The 17,170-nt window shown below is 30.1% G+C and carries 19 protein-coding genes; 5 read left to right on the top strand and 14 right to left on the bottom strand.

The genetic code is table 11. From position 1 onward, the window contains the following. The first annotated feature begins 140 nt into the window (after window positions 1-140). The 3 genes from RRF68_RS05020 to rlmF all read left to right on the top strand — a co-directional run bounded on the left by RRF68_RS05020 (window position 141) and on the right by rlmF (window position 3,555). A complete protein-coding gene (locus tag RRF68_RS05020) occupies window positions 141-806 on the top strand; it encodes a class I SAM-dependent methyltransferase (protein WP_315945199.1) in 666 nt (221 codons plus the stop codon). Continuing rightward, window positions 807-2,393, top strand: coding sequence for a bacillithiol biosynthesis cysteine-adding enzyme BshC (bshC, locus tag RRF68_RS05015; RefSeq protein ID WP_315945198.1), 1,587 nt, complete (start codon window positions 807-809; stop codon window positions 2,391-2,393). It abuts the gene before it with no gap. 304 nt (window positions 2,394-2,697) lie between these two features. After that, the gene (gene rlmF, locus RRF68_RS05010) at window positions 2,698-3,555 is read left to right on the top strand and encodes a 23S rRNA (adenine(1618)-N(6))-methyltransferase RlmF (protein ID WP_315945197.1); all 858 of its coding nucleotides are present in this window, start codon (window positions 2,698-2,700) and stop codon (window positions 3,553-3,555) included. A gap of 136 nt (window positions 3,556-3,691) precedes the next feature. On the opposite strand, the gene RRF68_RS05005 is transcribed toward rlmF, so the two are convergent. From RRF68_RS05005 to RRF68_RS04990, 4 genes are all read right to left on the bottom strand, one after another. Next, on the bottom strand, window positions 3,692-4,771 hold the full coding sequence (locus RRF68_RS05005; protein WP_315945196.1) for an NADH:flavin oxidoreductase: 1,080 nt from the start codon (window positions 4,769-4,771) through the stop codon (window positions 3,692-3,694). An 86-nt stretch (window positions 4,772-4,857) separates the two neighbouring features. Next, window positions 4,858-5,517: a DsbA family oxidoreductase gene (locus tag RRF68_RS05000; protein WP_315945195.1), complete on the bottom strand. Its 660-nt coding sequence runs from the start codon at window positions 5,515-5,517 to the stop codon at window positions 4,858-4,860. Between the two features lie 85 nt (window positions 5,518-5,602). Continuing rightward, window positions 5,603-6,166 carry a carboxymuconolactone decarboxylase family protein gene (locus RRF68_RS04995; protein ID WP_315945194.1) on the bottom strand — a complete coding sequence of 188 codons (564 nt, stop codon included), beginning with the start codon at window positions 6,164-6,166 and terminating at the stop codon, window positions 5,603-5,605. A gap of 83 nt (window positions 6,167-6,249) precedes the next feature. Then, complete coding sequence (locus RRF68_RS04990) at window positions 6,250-6,813, bottom strand: TetR/AcrR family transcriptional regulator (RefSeq protein ID WP_218773401.1); 564 nt, start codon at window positions 6,811-6,813, stop codon at window positions 6,250-6,252. Between the two features lie 493 nt (window positions 6,814-7,306). On the opposite strand from RRF68_RS04990, the gene RRF68_RS04985 reads away from it, so the two are divergent. Further along, entirely contained in the window at window positions 7,307-8,275 is a 969-nt protein-coding gene (locus tag RRF68_RS04985) for an IS110 family transposase (protein WP_315945191.1), read from the top strand. A gap of 129 nt (window positions 8,276-8,404) precedes the next feature. Here RRF68_RS04985 and RRF68_RS04980 read toward each other — a convergent pair whose 3' ends face one another. Next, a complete protein-coding gene (locus tag RRF68_RS04980) occupies window positions 8,405-8,722 on the bottom strand; it encodes a type II toxin-antitoxin system RelE/ParE family toxin (protein ID WP_315945193.1) in 318 nt (105 codons plus the stop codon). Further along, window positions 8,713-8,955 carry a hypothetical protein gene (locus RRF68_RS04975; RefSeq protein WP_315945192.1) on the bottom strand — a complete coding sequence of 81 codons (243 nt, stop codon included), beginning with the start codon at window positions 8,953-8,955 and terminating at the stop codon, window positions 8,713-8,715. Before RRF68_RS04975 ends, RRF68_RS04980 begins: the two co-directional genes overlap by 10 nt. A 489-nt stretch (window positions 8,956-9,444) precedes the next feature. Here RRF68_RS04975 and RRF68_RS04970 point away from each other — a divergent pair, with 489 nt between their 5' ends. Continuing rightward, window positions 9,445-10,413 (top strand): IS110 family transposase, encoded by a 969-nt coding sequence (locus RRF68_RS04970; RefSeq protein ID WP_315945191.1) that lies wholly within the window; start codon window positions 9,445-9,447, stop codon window positions 10,411-10,413. Between the two features lie 129 nt (window positions 10,414-10,542). Here RRF68_RS04970 and RRF68_RS04965 read toward each other — a convergent pair whose 3' ends face one another. From RRF68_RS04965 to RRF68_RS04930, 8 genes are all read right to left on the bottom strand, one after another. Further along, window positions 10,543-10,992 carry a hypothetical protein gene (locus RRF68_RS04965; RefSeq protein WP_315945190.1) on the bottom strand — a complete coding sequence of 150 codons (450 nt, stop codon included), beginning with the start codon at window positions 10,990-10,992 and terminating at the stop codon, window positions 10,543-10,545. Between the two features lie 48 nt (window positions 10,993-11,040). Next, a complete protein-coding gene (locus RRF68_RS04960; protein ID WP_315945189.1) occupies window positions 11,041-11,619 on the bottom strand; it encodes a hypothetical protein in 579 nt (192 codons plus the stop codon). Between the two features lie 66 nt (window positions 11,620-11,685). After that, window positions 11,686-12,534, bottom strand: coding sequence for an IS3 family transposase (locus RRF68_RS04955; RefSeq protein WP_315945361.1), 849 nt, complete (start codon window positions 12,532-12,534; stop codon window positions 11,686-11,688). Further along, on the bottom strand, window positions 12,480-12,938 hold the full coding sequence (locus tag RRF68_RS04950) for a helix-turn-helix domain-containing protein (protein ID WP_315944587.1): 459 nt from the start codon (window positions 12,936-12,938) through the stop codon (window positions 12,480-12,482). Before RRF68_RS04950 ends, RRF68_RS04955 begins: the two co-directional genes overlap by 55 nt. Window positions 12,939-13,122: 184 nt before the next feature. Then, on the bottom strand, window positions 13,123-13,542 hold the full coding sequence (locus tag RRF68_RS04945) for a hypothetical protein (protein WP_315945188.1): 420 nt from the start codon (window positions 13,540-13,542) through the stop codon (window positions 13,123-13,125). A 1,690-nt stretch (window positions 13,543-15,232) separates the two neighbouring features. Beyond that, the gene (locus RRF68_RS04940) at window positions 15,233-15,757 is read right to left on the bottom strand and encodes a hypothetical protein (RefSeq protein ID WP_315945187.1); all 525 of its coding nucleotides are present in this window, start codon (window positions 15,755-15,757) and stop codon (window positions 15,233-15,235) included. Between the two features lie 136 nt (window positions 15,758-15,893). Then, complete coding sequence (locus RRF68_RS04935; RefSeq protein WP_315945361.1) at window positions 15,894-16,742, bottom strand: IS3 family transposase; 849 nt, start codon at window positions 16,740-16,742, stop codon at window positions 15,894-15,896. Beyond that, window positions 16,688-17,146: a helix-turn-helix domain-containing protein gene (locus RRF68_RS04930; RefSeq protein WP_315944587.1), complete on the bottom strand. Its 459-nt coding sequence runs from the start codon at window positions 17,144-17,146 to the stop codon at window positions 16,688-16,690. The genes RRF68_RS04935 and RRF68_RS04930 overlap by 55 nt, the downstream gene beginning before the upstream one ends. Window positions 17,147-17,170 lie beyond the last annotated feature (24 nt).

Genomic DNA, 17,170 nt, shown 5'->3' with positions numbered 1-17,170 from the left:
TTTCGTTAAAATGTTTTTACAAGTTAACTTATTAACTGTAAAAATAGCCAAATTGATGATTTAAAAAAGAATGTAGTTAAAAATCTGTTAGAAAAGTGTTTTGTTTTCGACAAGATGTCAAATTTCACTATTTTTGAACTATGACTACAAAAGAGAGTGATTGTAAAAGCCCAGCGAAAATTGAATATAAAAATCACTGGAATACTGCATACACAAAAAACACAACCGAGAAGTTAGGTTGGTTTGAAGAAAAGGCAGCACAAACAATGTCTTTAATTTCTAAATCAGGATTAAAAAAAACCGCAACTATTTTAAATGTAGGTGTTGGTTCTTCGGTTTTAATAGACGAATTATTGGCTGATGGTTACACGAATTTAATAGCAAGCGATTTATCTGAAAAAGCACTAACTACTTTAAAAGACCGCTTAGCTGAAGAAGCAGTGAAAGTAACTTTTATTGCGGATGATTTAATACAGCCTGAAAAGTTAAATAAGCTAAGTAATATTGATTTATGGAATGATAGAGCGGTATTGCATTTCTTTTTAAAAGAAGAAGAAAAAGCAGCTTATTTTAATTTGTTAAAGCAAGTTGTAGTTAAAGACGGATTCGTAATTATTGCAGTTTTTGCTTTAGATGGCGCAGAAAAATGTTGCGGCTTAGAGTTGCAGAGATACAATAGCGAAATGTTGCAAGAGCGTTTAGGAAATCAGTTTAAGTTAATCACAGAATTTAATCACATATTTGTAAATCCGTATGGTGGAAAAAGACCTTATATTTACACATTGTTTCAAAGAATAAATAAGTAAATGAAAGTTACACATATTCCTTTTAAAAAGACCGGTTTTTTCTCTAAAACAATGATTGATTATTTAGAGAAATCAGAAAAACTACAACCATTTTATAAAAACTTTCCATCATTAGAAAGTTTTAAAAATCAGATAGAAAGCAAAAATTTTTCAACAGCAGCAAGAAAAACCTTAGTTACTGTTTTAAAAAAACAATATGCTACGATAAAAACATCAGAAGCAACAAAGCAAAATATTGATGATTTATTATTAGAGAATACTTTCACGGTAACTACTGGGCATCAGTTAAATTTGTTTACGGGACCCTTATATTTTCTATATAAAATATTTTCAACTGTTAATTTGTGTGAAGAACTAAGAGCTAATTATCCGCAACAAAACTTTGTGCCAATTTATTGGATGGCAACAGAAGATCATGATTTTGAAGAAATAAACTACTTCAATTTCAAAGGGAAAAAAGTACAATGGAACTCTAACCAAACAGGAGGTGTAGGACGTTTTTCTACAGAGGGATTAGAAGATGTTTTAGAGGTGTTTTCGAACCACTTAGGAACTTCAAAAAATGCACAATATTTAATCAACCTTTTTAAAGAAGGATATATAAAACACAATAATTTAGCTGATGCAACAAGATACATAGCGAATGAATTGTTTAGTGAATATGGATTGGTAATTCTTGATGCCGATAACCGCGAATTAAAGCAAGAGTTTATTCGGTTTATTGAGCGCGAATTAAAAGAAGAGATTTCACACCAAAAAGTAACCGAAACTATAAAGCGTTTGGGTGAAGAGTATAAGATTCAGGTAAACCCAAGAGAAATTAATTTATTTTATTTAACAGATGAAATTCGTGAACGTATTGTTTTTGAAGATGATGTGTATAAAGTAAATAACACTAGTATTTATTGGACGTTAGACGCGTTGTTAAAAGAAGTTCATGATTTTCCAGAAAGATTTTCACCAAATGTAATTATGCGTCCGTTATTTCAAGAAGTAGTACTGCCAAACTTATGTTATATCGGTGGAGGAGGAGAGTTGGCTTATTGGATGCAGTTAAAAGATTACTTTGATGAAGTTAAAGTATCTTTTCCTATTTTATTGTTGCGTAATTCAGTGCAGATAATTTCTGAAAAGCAAGCTAAGAAATTAGCAAAACTAGATATTTCATTAGAAGAATCTTTTCAAGATCAAAACAGCTTACTAAAAGATAAAGTATTAGAAACCTCAGAAGAAAAAGTTGATTTTACGAGTCAAAAAGAATTTTTACAGCAACAGTTTGTCGATTTAAGAGAATTGGCTAAAAAAACAGATGTATCATTTGTAGGTGCTGTAAATGCTCAAGAAAAAAAGCAATTAAAAGGTTTAGATAATTTAGAAAAACGTTGGTTAAGAGCAGAAAAGCGAAGACAAAAAGATTTGGTAGATAGAATTGTATTATTGCAAAACGAAATATTACCAAACCAAAGTTTAGAAGAGCGACAACGAAATTTTTCTGAGTATTATTTAGAGTACGGAGATACTTTAATTAAAGCGTTAAAAGAAGGTTTACAGCCATTGCAATTAGAATTTACAGTAATAGAGATTTAAATTAAAATCCTTGGTTTTTATATTTTTGATAACTTTTTTCGTTTAGTTTATAGGAAATGAAATAAGCAAAAGTAAAATAGATAACCATGTTGATAAAAAAGAACAGTGGGAATTCATAAAAGAATTTTTCAGAAAAACCAACTTCCCAAAAAATAAATATAAACGAAAAAGGAAGTGCAAAACTAAGGGCTCTTTTAAAGGCAAATAGTGATTTGTTATTTCTTTTAGTTTTCCAGTTTTTTACAAACAAAGAAGTTTTCTTTTTATAATACGCATTTGAATTCGGTTTCATAAACAAAAATTAATGAAAGACAAAGAAAGTAAATTACATAAAAATAACAAGCATAAAAACGGATATGATTTTACATTGCTAAAAGAAAAGTATCCGAAAATAGAAGGGTTTGTTATCGAAAAATTTGATAAAGAAACAATCGATTTTTCTGATCCAATAGCAGTAAAAGAATTTAACAAGGCATTATTAGTAGCGCATTATAATATAAAAGATTGGAATTTTTCTGATGAAAATTTATGTCCGCCAATTCCTGGTAGAGTAGATTATATTCATCATTTAGCGGATTTAATTGGTGGGGTTAAAGACGTAAAAGTATTGGATGTTGGAACCGGTGCAAGTTGTATTTATCCGCTTTTAGGAACTGTAGAGTATGACTGGAATTTTGTAGCTACAGATATCGATTTAGATTCGTTAGATTATGCACAAGATATTATTGACGACAATGATTTAAGTGATAAAATTGAATTACGTCAACAGTTTAATGAAGCACATATTTTAAAAGATATTATAGAGGAAGGAGATTCTTTTTCGGCAACGATGTGTAATCCTCCGTTTTATAAATCGGCAGAAGAAGCAAGAGGAGCAAACCGAAGAAAATCTAGAAACTTAGGTAATAACACGGTTCGTAATTTTGCAGGAAATTCAAATGAACTTTGGTATGTTGGTGGCGAAAAAGCATTTTTACACACCTATTTATATGAAAGCTCATTACAGCCTACAGCAAGTAAGTGGTTTACTAGTTTAGTGTCTAAAAAAGAGAATGTAAAAAGTTTAGAAGATTCTGCTAAAAAACTAAAAGTAGCTGAATTTAAGGTGATACCGATGAGCCAGGGAAATAAAGTTACACGTATTGTGTGTTGGCGATTTTAAATATATTTATAACAATAAAAACAGCGTCTTAAAAGTAATTTTAAGACGCTGTTTTAGTTAATTTAAAATCGAAATGTAAAATGAATCAAATTTATGTTGATGAAATAATCACTAAATATAAAAAAGTAGTTACTTTCTAATCTTCTTTAACAAAATCGGGCCATCTTTTTAAGTATTTGATAAATGTTTTGCTTACACCTTCTTTTAAAAGATGTTCTTCTGAAACAGGTGTTGAAACAGGTGTAAAATTAGAATCATTCATCACTAACCTCGGAAAATTGTGATGTAATATAGCTGAGGTTCCTATTGATACAAAATCTACACCAGCATCTAATATTTTTTGAACATCAACAGCTTTGCTAATTTTACCAGCAACTGTCCATTTAACATCTTTAAAATCTAAACTTTTAAAGTGATTTAATAAGCTATTTTCTTGATATTTTTCATCATTAGGCATTTTAAAACAATCCCATAAAGAGATGTCTAAAAAATTAATGTTTCCTGCATCAATTAATTGTTGGCAAACAATTTTCACCTCACCAATATCCATTCCAAACCTTTCAGGCGATAAACGAACACCGACTAAAAATTCTTTTCCGCATTGTTCTCTAATGCCGTCTACAATTTCAAAAATTATTCGAGCTCTGTTTTCTAGCGAACCACCATATTCATCTGTTCTATGATTTATTTCTGAGCTTAAAAATTGTGTTAAAATATAACCATGTGCGCCATGAACTTCAACACCATCATAACCGCATTCTTTAGAACGAACAGCTGCAGTAATAAAATCATCTCTTAATTGTTTTACTTCTGTAAGTGTAAGGCCTCTTGCATTTGTTTTTTCATTATCAGAAGAAGAAACAGGTTTTTCGTTTATCAATTCATGTGGCGTACGCATTCCTGCATGATGTAATTGAATAACAGCTAAACTTCCTTTTTCTTTAATGCTTTGGGTTAGTTTTTTATGCCCGTCATTTAAGTCGTCGCTAAAAACACCTAATTGTCCAGGAAAACCTTTACCTATTTCTTGCACGTGAGAAGCACACGTCATCACTAAACCAAATTCACCTTCAGCCCTCATTTTTAACCAATTTAATTCATCATCAGAAAGCTGACCGTTTTCATGACTTTGTCGGTTGGTTAAAGGAGCTAACATGAATCGATTGTTCATTATTGAGCCGTTAGAGAATTTTATTGTTGCGTTTGCTTTAATCATAAGGTGTTATTAAAATTTTGATTTCAAATTTAAATAGAAAATTAAGATGTTTAAAATTAAATACGTCTTTGTTTCTACTCTCTTAATTAATTTTTATTTGATGGCTGATTAATTAATTCAGTTAAAACTTGTTTAAGTGAGTTTACAGGTTGTGCTCCTGTAATCGCACTTTTTTTGTTAAACACAAAAGTAGGAACAGAGTTTACACCTAAGTTTTTCCAATAGTTTTGTTTATTTCTTACTTCGTAACGCGCATTTTCATCATCTAATTTAGCCATGGCTTCATTAGCATTTAAACCAACATCTAATAAGGCTTCTTTTAATACAGCATTATTAGAAACATCTTTTTGATCACTAAAAAAAGCAGTTGTTAATCGCATTTTTAATTCGGTTTGTTTTCCAAAACCTTTAGCATATTCTAATAAAACATGCGCATTAAATGTATTTACCATTCTCATGTCATCAAAATAATTGAATTTAAAACCTAATTCTGCACCAATTTCTGTCATTTGTTGTTTAGACTCATTTTGTTGTGCTACGGGCGAACCATATTTTTCAGTAAGATGCTCAATAACATTTTGCCCTTCTGCAGGCATATTAGGATTTAGTTCAAACGGTTGCCATTCAATATCAATTTGATCTTCGATACCAAGTTCTTTAATCGCTTTTTCTAATCGCTTATAACCAATGGTGCACCAAGGACACACCACGTCTGATACGATATCTATTTTTAGTTTTTCTTTCATAATTATTTTATTTCGATTTTATTAATTATACCATTATGTAAATATAGAAATCTAAAGTATTAATCGAGTTCTCTTTTTGTAAGTCTTAAGAAACAACATCGTTCTTAGACCATGCATATTTTTTAAAAGGTGCATCTACAGGTGTATTTGCAATACGGTTTGTATAGTTACTTATTACTTTTTGAGATAAACCTAAAATAACTTCTAAAACTTGTTTTTCTTCATAACCAGCAGCATAAAAAGTGTTTAGATCATCTTGTGTTACGTTACCGCGATTACGTGTAACCTTTAACGTAAACTCATGTAATGCCTGTAGTTTTTCTGTAGGCATAGACGTTCCGTTTCTTAAAGCATCTGAAATGGCAGAGTCTACTTTCATTGCTGCGGCAATTGCTGTGTGGGCAGGTACGCAATAATGACATTCGTGTTCTACATTTATAGTTTGCCAAACCACAGTTAACTCATCATTGTTAAAAGATGATTCTGTAAATAATTGGTGTAATGTTTGGTAAGCTTCAAGTAACTGTGGAGAACTTGCTAAAACGCCATGTAATCCAGGAATCATTCCGTAAGATTTATTAGATGCTTCTAATAGGTTTTTACTTTCTTTTGGAGCTGTTTCTATGTTGTGAATGTTTAATGTTGTCATAATTATATATTTGAGTTTATGTTTATTATTATTGAATTTGCCCTTATCTAAACAATCGTTTAGTTAATAGCTAAAAAAAATGATTATAAGTTTTTGAAAGTCATTTCAATATAATCTTCTATTTCTTTTTTACTATTTACTCTTGATGCTGCCGCTAAACCATGTTTTGCTAATAATAAATAATTAGCTTGCTTTAATATAGTTTCGTCGCACTTATCAGAATTTATTTTTAACTTTAGAATGAATAAATCTTTTAAATCAGACATAAAAGAATTCATTTGATCATTAATTATTTCATCTTCTTTGTTCAAAAATTCGTTATAAGTATTTGTAACCAAACAGCCATTTTGATTACCAGCGTCACTACAAATTTTTATTGAATTATAGAAAAAGTCTTTAATATCTTCAATTCCATTGTTCGATTTTTTTAAATCTTCGAAAATCAAGTTTATTTTTTTCTTGTAATTCTTTAAACTTTCTAAAAACAAACCATGTTTATTTCCGAAGCTAGCATATATAGAGAACTTATTAATGCCCATTTCTTTTTCAAGCATTTGCATAGATGTCGTTTCATAGCCATTCCTCCAGAATAGATTCATTGCTTTTTCTACGACTATATCTTCATTATATTCTTTTTTCCTAGCCATTATTTCTAATTACTTTACAAAACTAAACAATCGGTTAGTAATAAAGAAATGTTTTCACTTATTATTGTGTTAAAGTAATATGTGTTCGATTGTTTAACTAAAAGTGTTTAATATTATGTAGCCTTTATTCAGGGCTGCATTTTATTATTGCCAACGGTTTTGTGTATGATTTCGTTGCGTGTTTAAGGAACTAAATTAGCAAATACAAACCGAATAGAAAATCCGCGAGGATTTTCGCAAGTAGGCGAGAACCAGCCATTAATTATACACGTCTTAAGTTAGCAATTTAATAAAAAGGTTAAATTTAAGAGATATAAATCAGAAAGAATAAAAGAGAGAATTAAGGTTAATATATACGGTGAAGCATTGACTTCGACAACATTGATAATCCTCTCTCTTTTCTACTAAAAATCACGTTCAGTTCTGTGAGACCTAGATCTCGATTTCAAGTTGTTGTGAGTCAAGTAGCTTATTCTTTCATAAAACAGTTCTTATGAATAAATATAAGGAAATTTTTGGAGTTGACATAAGTAAAGATGTATTTGATGTTCATGGAAGTAAAAGTGGCCATGATCAATTTAAAAATGATGCCTCTGGTTTTAAGATCTTTCTAAAAAACCTTCCTAAAGAATCATTAGTTATAATGGAAGCTACGGGTTATTATCATTATCGGCTAGCTCAGTTTTTATTTAAACAAGGTATTTTAGTTTCGGTAGTGAATCCTTTATCGGTAAAGCGTTTCATTCAGATGAAATTATCTAAAGTAAAAACAGATAAAAGCGATGCTAAAGCCATTTGTGAATATGGTCAAATAAATGAGGTTCCTTTATATACGGCTCTTACAGATGTACAAAGTGAATGCTTACAATTGTTTCGTTTAATGGATAGTTTTATCAAGAAACGCAGAGCAACCAAGAATAAAATACATGGAGAAGAAGTTTTAGGCATTCCTTCAAAATGGGTTTATCGTTCTTTGAAAAGAGACAAAAAACATTTAGATAAAGAGTTAAAAGGAATTGAAGAAAGGTTGTTATCTTTAGTAAAACAAGAGCAGCAGTTTCAGTTAACCTTATTAACCAGTATTCCAGGGATCGGACTTAAGACCGCCTTATTTATGCTTATAATTACCGATGGTTTTACCAGGTTTGAAAACTCAAATCAACTCTGTAGTTACGTTGGTATAACACCTACAATACGAGAGTCAGGTAGTAGTGTAAGAGGTCGAAGTAGGATAAGTAAAGTGGGTAATAGAAAGTTACGGAATCTTTTGTTTTTATGTTCCTTTAATGCATGTAAACATAATAAAGCGTGTAAAGAAATTTATGAGCGTATTGTAAACAAAGGAAAGAGTAAAAAATTAGCATTAATAGCTGTTTCAAATAAGTTAATAAGACAAAGTTTTGCGATTGCAAAATCGGGTTTACCTTATGATGAAAAGTATGTTTCGGTATTAGCTAAATAAGTAGTTATTATACAGGAAATAAAAACTCAAAATACCAACTAATAGCATTTTGAGTCTAGAATAATATTGTGTAAATTTAATGAAGAAAAGGTTTGTTTTTTACCTCAGTTCTTTGTTGGCAATCTGGCATTATTTTGTTCTCTTAATTTTCGGTGGATTTTGTCGAGTGTCAAACACATCATTTATTTCAATCCAATTTTTGTCGGTATTTACCCAATAAATAATTTTGTAATTCTTAAAAATTAAATATCTAAAATGTTGTTTTCTTCCTTTTAATAATTCCTCAGTTTGCCCAATTTCTGGTTGAGTTTTTAATTTTAGAGTTTCATTGTAAATTCCGTCAACTATTTTTTTAGCAACTTGAAAATTTGCTTTTCTGTTATAATATTTGAAGATTTTAGCGAGTTCTTTTTCGGAAAATTCAGTCCAATATATTTTTAACTCCATTGTTCCATTTTGGCTTTTAATTCACTAGCCTCAATTAGTTTTCCGTTTTCTGAATCGTTCATTGATTTGTCAATTCTCAAATTAAATTCCTCAATAGACATTGGTTTAAAATCAATATTTTCAGGATTGCTCTTTCCTTTTCTCAATATGTTTTCAAGTTTAGAAATAACTTCCTCACTTTGAATTTTAAGAAATTCTTGCATAAACTCTATTTTTCTTGATTGAATATCCATCTGTTATAACTTTTTTCAAATATACAAAATTTTCAAATTCAGAATGATTTTTTGTTTTCAGCACGTTTTTTTTTGCTTGTTGCCAACGTTGCGTGTATGTTTAGTGCGGAAATAGAAAGTCAGCAGACTTTCAGTTTAGCACGAGGCAAAACATTTTGTTTGCCTTTATCTTTTTTGTTCGAAAGTCAAATCAAAATGATTTGACGGACTTGGTAAAAATACACAAAACTTTGAATTAAACACTAACCCCCGCATTAACTATACACATCTTAAGTTAGCAATTTAATAAAAAGGTTAAATTTAAGGGATATAAATCAGAAAGAATAAAAGAGAGAATTAAGGTTAATATATACGGTGAAGCATTGACTTCGACAACATTGATAATCCTCTCTCTTTTCTACTAACAATCACGTTCAGTTCTGTGAGACCTAGATCTCGATTTCAAGTTGTTGTGAGTCAAGTAGCTTATTCTTTCATAAAACAGTTCTTATGAATAAATATAAGGAAATTTTTGGAGTTGACATAAGTAAAGATGTATTTGATGTTCATGGAAGTAAAAGTGGCCATGATCAATTTAAAAATGATGCCTCTGGTTTTAAGATCTTTCTAAAAAACCTTCCTAAAGAATCATTAGTTATAATGGAAGCTACGGGTTATTATCATTATCGGCTAGCTCAGTTTTTATTTAAACAAGGTATTTTAGTTTCGGTAGTGAATCCTTTATCGGTAAAGCGTTTCATTCAGATGAAATTATCTAAAGTAAAAACAGATAAAAGCGATGCTAAAGCCATTTGTGAATATGGTCAAATAAATGAGGTTCCTTTATATACGGCTCTTACAGATGTACAAAGTGAATGCTTACAATTGTTTCGTTTAATGGATAGTTTTATCAAGAAACGCAGAGCAACCAAGAATAAAATACATGGAGAAGAAGTTTTAGGCATTCCTTCAAAATGGGTTTATCGTTCTTTGAAAAGAGACAAAAAACATTTAGATAAAGAGTTAAAAGGAATTGAAGAAAGGTTGTTATCTTTAGTAAAACAAGAGCAGCAGTTTCAGTTAACCTTATTAACCAGTATTCCAGGGATCGGACTTAAGACCGCCTTATTTATGCTTATAATTACCGATGGTTTTACCAGGTTTGAAAACTCAAATCAACTCTGTAGTTACGTTGGTATAACACCTACAATACGAGAGTCAGGTAGTAGTGTAAGAGGTCGAAGTAGGATAAGTAAAGTGGGTAATAGAAAGTTACGGAATCTTTTGTTTTTATGTTCCTTTAATGCATGTAAACATAATAAAGCGTGTAAAGAAATTTATGAGCGTATTGTAAACAAAGGAAAGAGTAAAAAATTAGCATTAATAGCTGTTTCAAATAAGTTAATAAGACAAAGTTTTGCGATTGCAAAATCGGGTTTACCTTATGATGAAAAGTATGTTTCGGTATTAGCTAAATAAGTAGTTATTATACAGGAAATAAAAACTCAAAATACCAACTAATAGCATTTTGAGTCTAGAATAATATTGTGTAAATTTAATGAAGAAAAGGTTTGTTTTTTACCTCAGTTCTTTGTTGTAAGCAGTTTTTTATTGTATTGCATAAATATCACCAGTATTTAATTCACCATCAATGAATTCTGGAACAATTTTAAATTTTAATTGTCCAGTAACTCGTATTGCATTATCTCTAATACTTTCAAAAATATGAACTAAATCTTCTTCACTGTATTCAACGTTTACAACTAATTCTTTACCATAAGTATTGTAACTATACGTTCCTGGATAAAAACCTAATATTAATGTTGGATTCATTCCAGAATCTTGAAATAAGCTCGTTAAAGACCATCTAATACCTTCTGCTCTTTTAGCGTCTGCATAGGCTTCAATTGACGCTATATTTGTTTTTGTATGAGCTAATTTAAGTTCTTTTTCTTCAGTTAAATTCTCCTTTGATTCTAATTCGTTCTCCATTGTTTTGTAAAGCTCATACATCATATAGTTTTGCTTTTCGGTGAACATATTTGTGTCTATTATCATTTGTTTTTGAGTTAATTAAAAATTATTATTAAAATACAGAAGATATTTTTATTCAATCATTTTTACGACTTGTTCAAAGCTATCGCTTAATTGATTGTATATTTCTTCAACAATTGTTTTATTCAAGACTTTCTTTAATGTCAAATCGACAACTTTTCCTTTTAAAAGTTGAAACCAATTTTTCTTTCCAAGATTAAAATGATTTTTTAAATCTTCTATTTCCTCAAAGATAATTTGTTGTCCAAAACCTTGTTTATCAAGTTTAGCGATAATATCATTCAGTTTGTTATGTAATTCTGATTCTTCTGCAACACTAAATTTATCATTTGATTTTGGTTCATAAGTAAAAAAACGATTAATATCATCAACTTCTTGGTCGACTGCAAACACAGCAATATCTCTTGCTTCGTCATATCCACAACCATTACAAGATTTCATATGTTCTTCTTTGTCTTTTATGGCTAATTCTCGAATAATTTTCAGAAAATCTAACTTGTCTCTGTCTCGATTGAAATTGTAAGTTTTTGATGTCAAAGATGATTTAATGTTCTCTAAATCTGCATAAATTCCAGAATTTAGAAAACCATATTCATAAAATTCTTCAGCTTCTTTTTCTATAATATTCATTCAATTAGTTTCGTTTTGTATTATACTGAAATAGGTTGACTCTTTTTTAGTTAAAATTCTCCGTTCTTAAATCGTTAGTTCATGTAAATTTACTTTATTTTTTCGATACGACTTGTATTTGATATTAGGATTTAAATGTACTTCTGCAGGTTTTCTTAATTCCAGGCTAAAATGCGTTCTTAAATTGTTATAAATATATACTGCTTGCTCCGTCATTTTTTGAGCTAGTTCTGTGTTTTTAATCGTTTGTTTTAATCCATATTCGTATTTCAACGTTCTATTAATTCGTTCTGCTACAGCATTTTCATAAGGGTCGTATTGCTCAGTCATACTCATTGTAATGTTATTGTTTTCGGCGAATTCTGTGTATTTGGGATTGCAATATTGAAAACCTCTGTCTGAATGATGAATAAGCTTTTGATTGGGGTATTTTCTGTTTTTAATGGCCATAGCGAGTGCATCGGTGCAAAGTGATGTTCTCATGTGGTTATCTAGTTTGTAGCCCATAATCTGTTTAGAATAAGCATCTGTAACAATAGCTAAATAATTATGACCGTATTGTGTTTTAATGTAAGTGATATCGCTTACCCATAGTTGTTCTGGTCGAGTAGGAATGTGGTCTTTTACTAGGTTCTTATATTTTTTGTACATATGGTTTGAGTTTGTCGTTTTGATGTAATTTTTAGTTTTGGGAATCAAAAGATTATTTAGTCTGAGGAAGCGATAGAACTTGTCTCTTCCGATCTTAATATTAGCCTTATTAAAATCAGCTTTAAGTTCTGCATGTAGCTTAATTCCACCAGTTTTAGAGCTTACTTTTTTCCGGTAGTCCTTAACCATTTTAATTAGTTCTTGATGCTCTATTTGTTGTTTTTGTTGGGTTTTGAGTCTTTTGTAAAAGGCTTGTTTAGATATCCCAAAACATCCATAGAGCCATTTTCTTTTATACGCTGTTTTTTCTTTTGCTCTATCTCTTTTGCTAATGTTTTGGGCAATGACTTTTTTGACATATCGACTCCTGTAATAAGTTCCATATCAGCGATAATGTCTTGTTGGAAGTCTTTTTGAAACTCAAGTTCTTCAATCTTTTCCTTTAACTTTTTAATTTCATCGTTTTTACTCATACCTGTATTTTGTTGTACTAAGGTACTGTATTTTCTTAACCAATAGGTAATGGTTGTTCGAGGGATATCGTATTTTTTTGAAGCTTGGTTATTGGATAGTTGTCCGCTAAGGATTTGGTCAACGACTAAAAGTTTGGTTTCTAAAGTGGCTTTTTGGTAGCTTTTTTTTCGCCAGTGTTCATTTTGTGTTTTCATAAGTGACTGTAATTAATTGCTTAATTTTTAGTCAACCTATTTCAGGAAAGTTCAGGTTTTTAATGTGTGCTAACGTGTTTGTATAAGATTAGTTGCGATTTTGTGTGCGAGGATTTTCCGCTGGAAAATCAGACGTTACAAAAGCGCAACAACCTTTGTTTAAGCCTAAAGTAAGCAATTAATTTTATACGGTGTTGGCAATAGTATTTTTCACTATTATTTCCTTCAATTTTTGAGTATCAGATTCTGCAATTCCCTTTAAATCAAATGTCATTATTTTTCCACTGACTTTAGTTATTGTTAGTTTTTTTTCATTGAAATCAGTCGTTTTAATATTGTCGAAACTCAACGATTTTCCAATAAAAGAATTAATTCTAATAACAGCTCCTTTATTGTTCCATTGAATGTAGTTTTTGAACCAAAACATTCTACTGAAATATATTGCTTGAAGTAAAAAACCGGCACCACTTATTTTCTTATTTACTTTAGGGTTTTCAAATGGAATAAATTCAAATATTCCAACGAGTAAAAATATAATTGATAAAATTAAAATTGTGATTAAAAACCAATTTTTATTCAGATTATCGAAGTGTATTTTTTTCATTTTCCGACAATTGATTTAATCAATTTATAACAATATAAAATTCCAATTAAAAACATAACTCCGCAAATCCAATATTCCGATTTTGAGTAATAATTTATTCCTCCAATTATTCCAAATATAGTCCATAATAAGTTTGTAACAATTTCGGTTTTATTCGTTTTATTCATTTTTTTGACTTCGATTTTATATTATTGGCAACGGCTTTGTGCATGATTTCGTTAAGGAAAAGAGCGCAGCGCTTTTCCGAATTTGAACGAAAGATAATAAAAGTGCGAGGAAATTCCGCAAGGAAGTTCCACCTTAATGAATTATGCACCTTGTTGGGTTTTCGTTTTATGGTTTTTCCGTTCTATTTTCATTTTCAGTTATTATTTCCGCAAAGATTCTAATTCCGCAATTATGATTTCCACGTGTTGGTATCCAATTCAATTTTCAAAACTTTTCAAAGCTCTCAAAGTTTGTAATTTTATTTCAAAACTCTCCAGCTTTTAGATTTTTATTTAACGAAACAATTCTAAACTAGAATTTTTCTATTTGTAAAAAATTGACATAAAAAACTAAATTGTTCAAGCTACTTTTTTTGAATTGTAATTAAATTCCAAAATAGCTTTTCTGTAAATTTTTCCACCATTGTAAAAATTCACTTTAAAAGCTAAAAATGTTCAATTTTAACGGTTTCCGCTAATGAAACCCAACGGTTTTTTGTATAGAAAGTTGCTTTTTAAGAGCTCGGCGAATTTTCCGCAGGAAAATTGGACTTAATTAAAAAGCACTGCCTATTTAGTTTAGCTAAAATAAAGCAATTTTTATATACAAGTTGTTAGTAAATGCGTTTTTTTCGACAAGTAATTCTGTTTTATGATTTCCGATATTTTCAAAATTCAACGTTTGAGTAAATAATTCCGCATAGATTTTCAGCTCCGCAAAATTGCTAAATTCCGCAAGAGTGATTTTTTGCGTTCAGTTCTGTTGTTGCTAACGCTTAAAATTCCGTTTGAGTAAGAATTCCGTAAAGTTGCTCTAAACTTGGGAATGTTATTTTTCTAGTGTTGACAGAAAAGGTAATTGTAAACTAGAATTATTCCACAATAAGTTTCATGATTTTAATACAGAATTGTTTCCGTCTGAGTGATTTCTAAAGTTTTTACTAACGGTTTTGTGCTTATGGTTTGTTGCGTAAATTTAGCGAAAAAATAATAAATAAAACACAGACATTTACGCTTGCGAGGTTTTTCCGCAGGAAAAACTGTTTAGCAATAAATTATGCACATTGTTGCAAGTTGTGGTTTTCCGGTATTTTCAAAATTCAGCGTTTGAGTAAACAATTCCGCAAAGATTTTCAATTCCGCAAAGTTGCTAAATTCCGTTAGAGTGATTTTCTACGTTCAGTTCTGTTGTTGTCAATCTTTATAAATTCCGATTGAGTAAAAATTCCCTAAAATTGCTCTAAACTTGGGATTGTTATTTTTCCAGTGTTGACAGAAAAATGTAACTTAAATTAGTATTATTCTACAATAAATTTCTTGTTTTTTAATTCAGAATTGTTTCCGTCTGAGTGATTTCCGCCATTACTTGCAACGTGTTTGTATAAGGAAAGTTGCGGTTTTGTCAGAGAGGAATTTCCAACGGAAATTCAGAAGTTGGCAAAAATGCAACTGACTTTGGTCAAGCACTAATTTAGCAATTTTTTTTATACGGTGTTGGCAATAGTTATTTCTTTTTTAAATTTCTGAATTTCATTATAATCCTCAATTTTCAATATATTCAACAATTCCAAGCAGCTTATAATTCCATTTTTGTGATAATTCGTTAAAACGTCTTTGTAATATTTAAGTTGTTCAGATTTTGTCTGTAAAAAATTGTATTCAATTTTATTTCCGTTTTTCAAAGTCAAAATAAAACTATTATTCAAACCATTTGATAAATGAGGTGTAAAATCCAAAAGGTAATTTGTGAAATCCCCTTTAATGTCAAATGTTGAGAAAAATTCCAGCTTCTGTATTTCTCCAAGGTCGTAATCTTTGTTTTCTATATTTATGTGATTCTCATAAAAAGATATTCTTCCACAGTATTTTCCAATTTCTCTTTCATATCTAAAAAAAGTACTAATTAAAAGACCGATTGTATAAATAGTTCCAAGAATAAGAATTCCAGTTTCAAAGCCTTTAAAATTATAGCCGAAAGAATGTTTTAAATAATAAATTAGGAAAATCAAAGCAGTCCAAGAAATAGCAACAATATTTTCCGGCGAAATATAAATTCCTTTTTTTCTCTAAATAAAGTTAGTTTTCTTGGATTCATTGTATTATACTGAAATAGGTTGACTCTTTTTTAGTTAAAATTCTCCGTTCTTAAATCGTTAGTTCATGTAAATTTACTTTATTTTTTCGATACGACTTGTATTTGATATTAGGATTTAAATGTACTTCTGCAGGTTTTCTTAATTCCAGGCTAAAATGCGTTCTTAAATTGTTATAAATATATACTGCTTGCTCCGTCATTTTTTGAGCTAGTTCTGTGTTTTTAATCGTTTGTTTTAATCCATATTCGTATTTCAACGTTCTATTAATTCGTTCTGCTACAGCATTTTCATAAGGGTCGTATTGCTCAGTCATACTCATTGTAATGTTATTGTTTTCGGCGAATTCTGTGTATTTGGGATTGCAATATTGAAAACCTCTGTCTGAATGATGAATAAGCTTTTGATTGGGGTATTTTCTGTTTTTAATGGCCATAGCGAGTGCATCGGTGCAAAGTGATGTTCTCATGTGGTTATCTAGTTTGTAGCCCATAATCTGTTTAGAATAAGCATCTGTAACAATAGCTAAATAATTATGACCGTATTGTGTTTTAATGTAAGTGATATCGCTTACCCATAGTTGTTCTGGTCGAGTAGGAATGTGGTCTTTTACTAGGTTCTTATATTTTTTGTACATATGGTTTGAGTTTGTCGTTTTGATGTAATTTTTAGTTTTGGGAATCAAAAGATTATTTAGTCTGAGGAAGCGATAGAACTTGTCTCTTCCGATCTTAATATTAGCCTTATTAAAATCAGCTTTAAGTTCTGCATGTAGCTTAATTCCACCAGTTTTAGAGCTTACTTTTTTCCGGTAGTCCTTAACCATTTTAATTAGTTCTTGATGCTCTATTTGTTGTTTTTGTTGGGTTTTGAGTCTTTTGTAAAAGGCTTGTTTAGATATCCCAAAACATCCATAGAGCCATTTTCTTTTATACGCTGTTTTTTCTTTTGCTCTATCTCTTTTGCTAATGTTTTGGGCAATGACTTTTTTGACATATCGACTCCTGTAATAAGTTCCATATCAGCGATAATGTCTTGTTGGAAGTCTTTTTGAAACTCAAGTTCTTCAATCTTTTCCTTTAACTTTTTAATTTCATCGTTTTTACTCATACCTGTATTTTGTTGTACTAAGGTACTGTATTTTCTTAACCAATAGGTAATGGTTGTTCGAGGGATATCGTATTTTTTTGAAGCTTGGTTATTGGATAGTTGTCCGCTAAGGATTTGGTCAACGACTAAAAGTTTGGTTTCTAAAGTGGCTTTTTGGTAGCTTTTTTTTCGCCAGTGTTCATTTTGTGTTTTCATAAGTGACTGTAATTAATTGCTTAA

This window comes from Tenacibaculum sp. HL-MS23 (genome assembly GCF_032463465.1).
GTDB lineage: Bacteria > Bacteroidota > Bacteroidia > Flavobacteriales > Flavobacteriaceae > Polaribacter > Polaribacter bernardetii.
The sequence above is the reverse complement of the archived record's forward strand: the minus strand, read 5'-3'. Positions and strand labels throughout refer to the sequence as shown.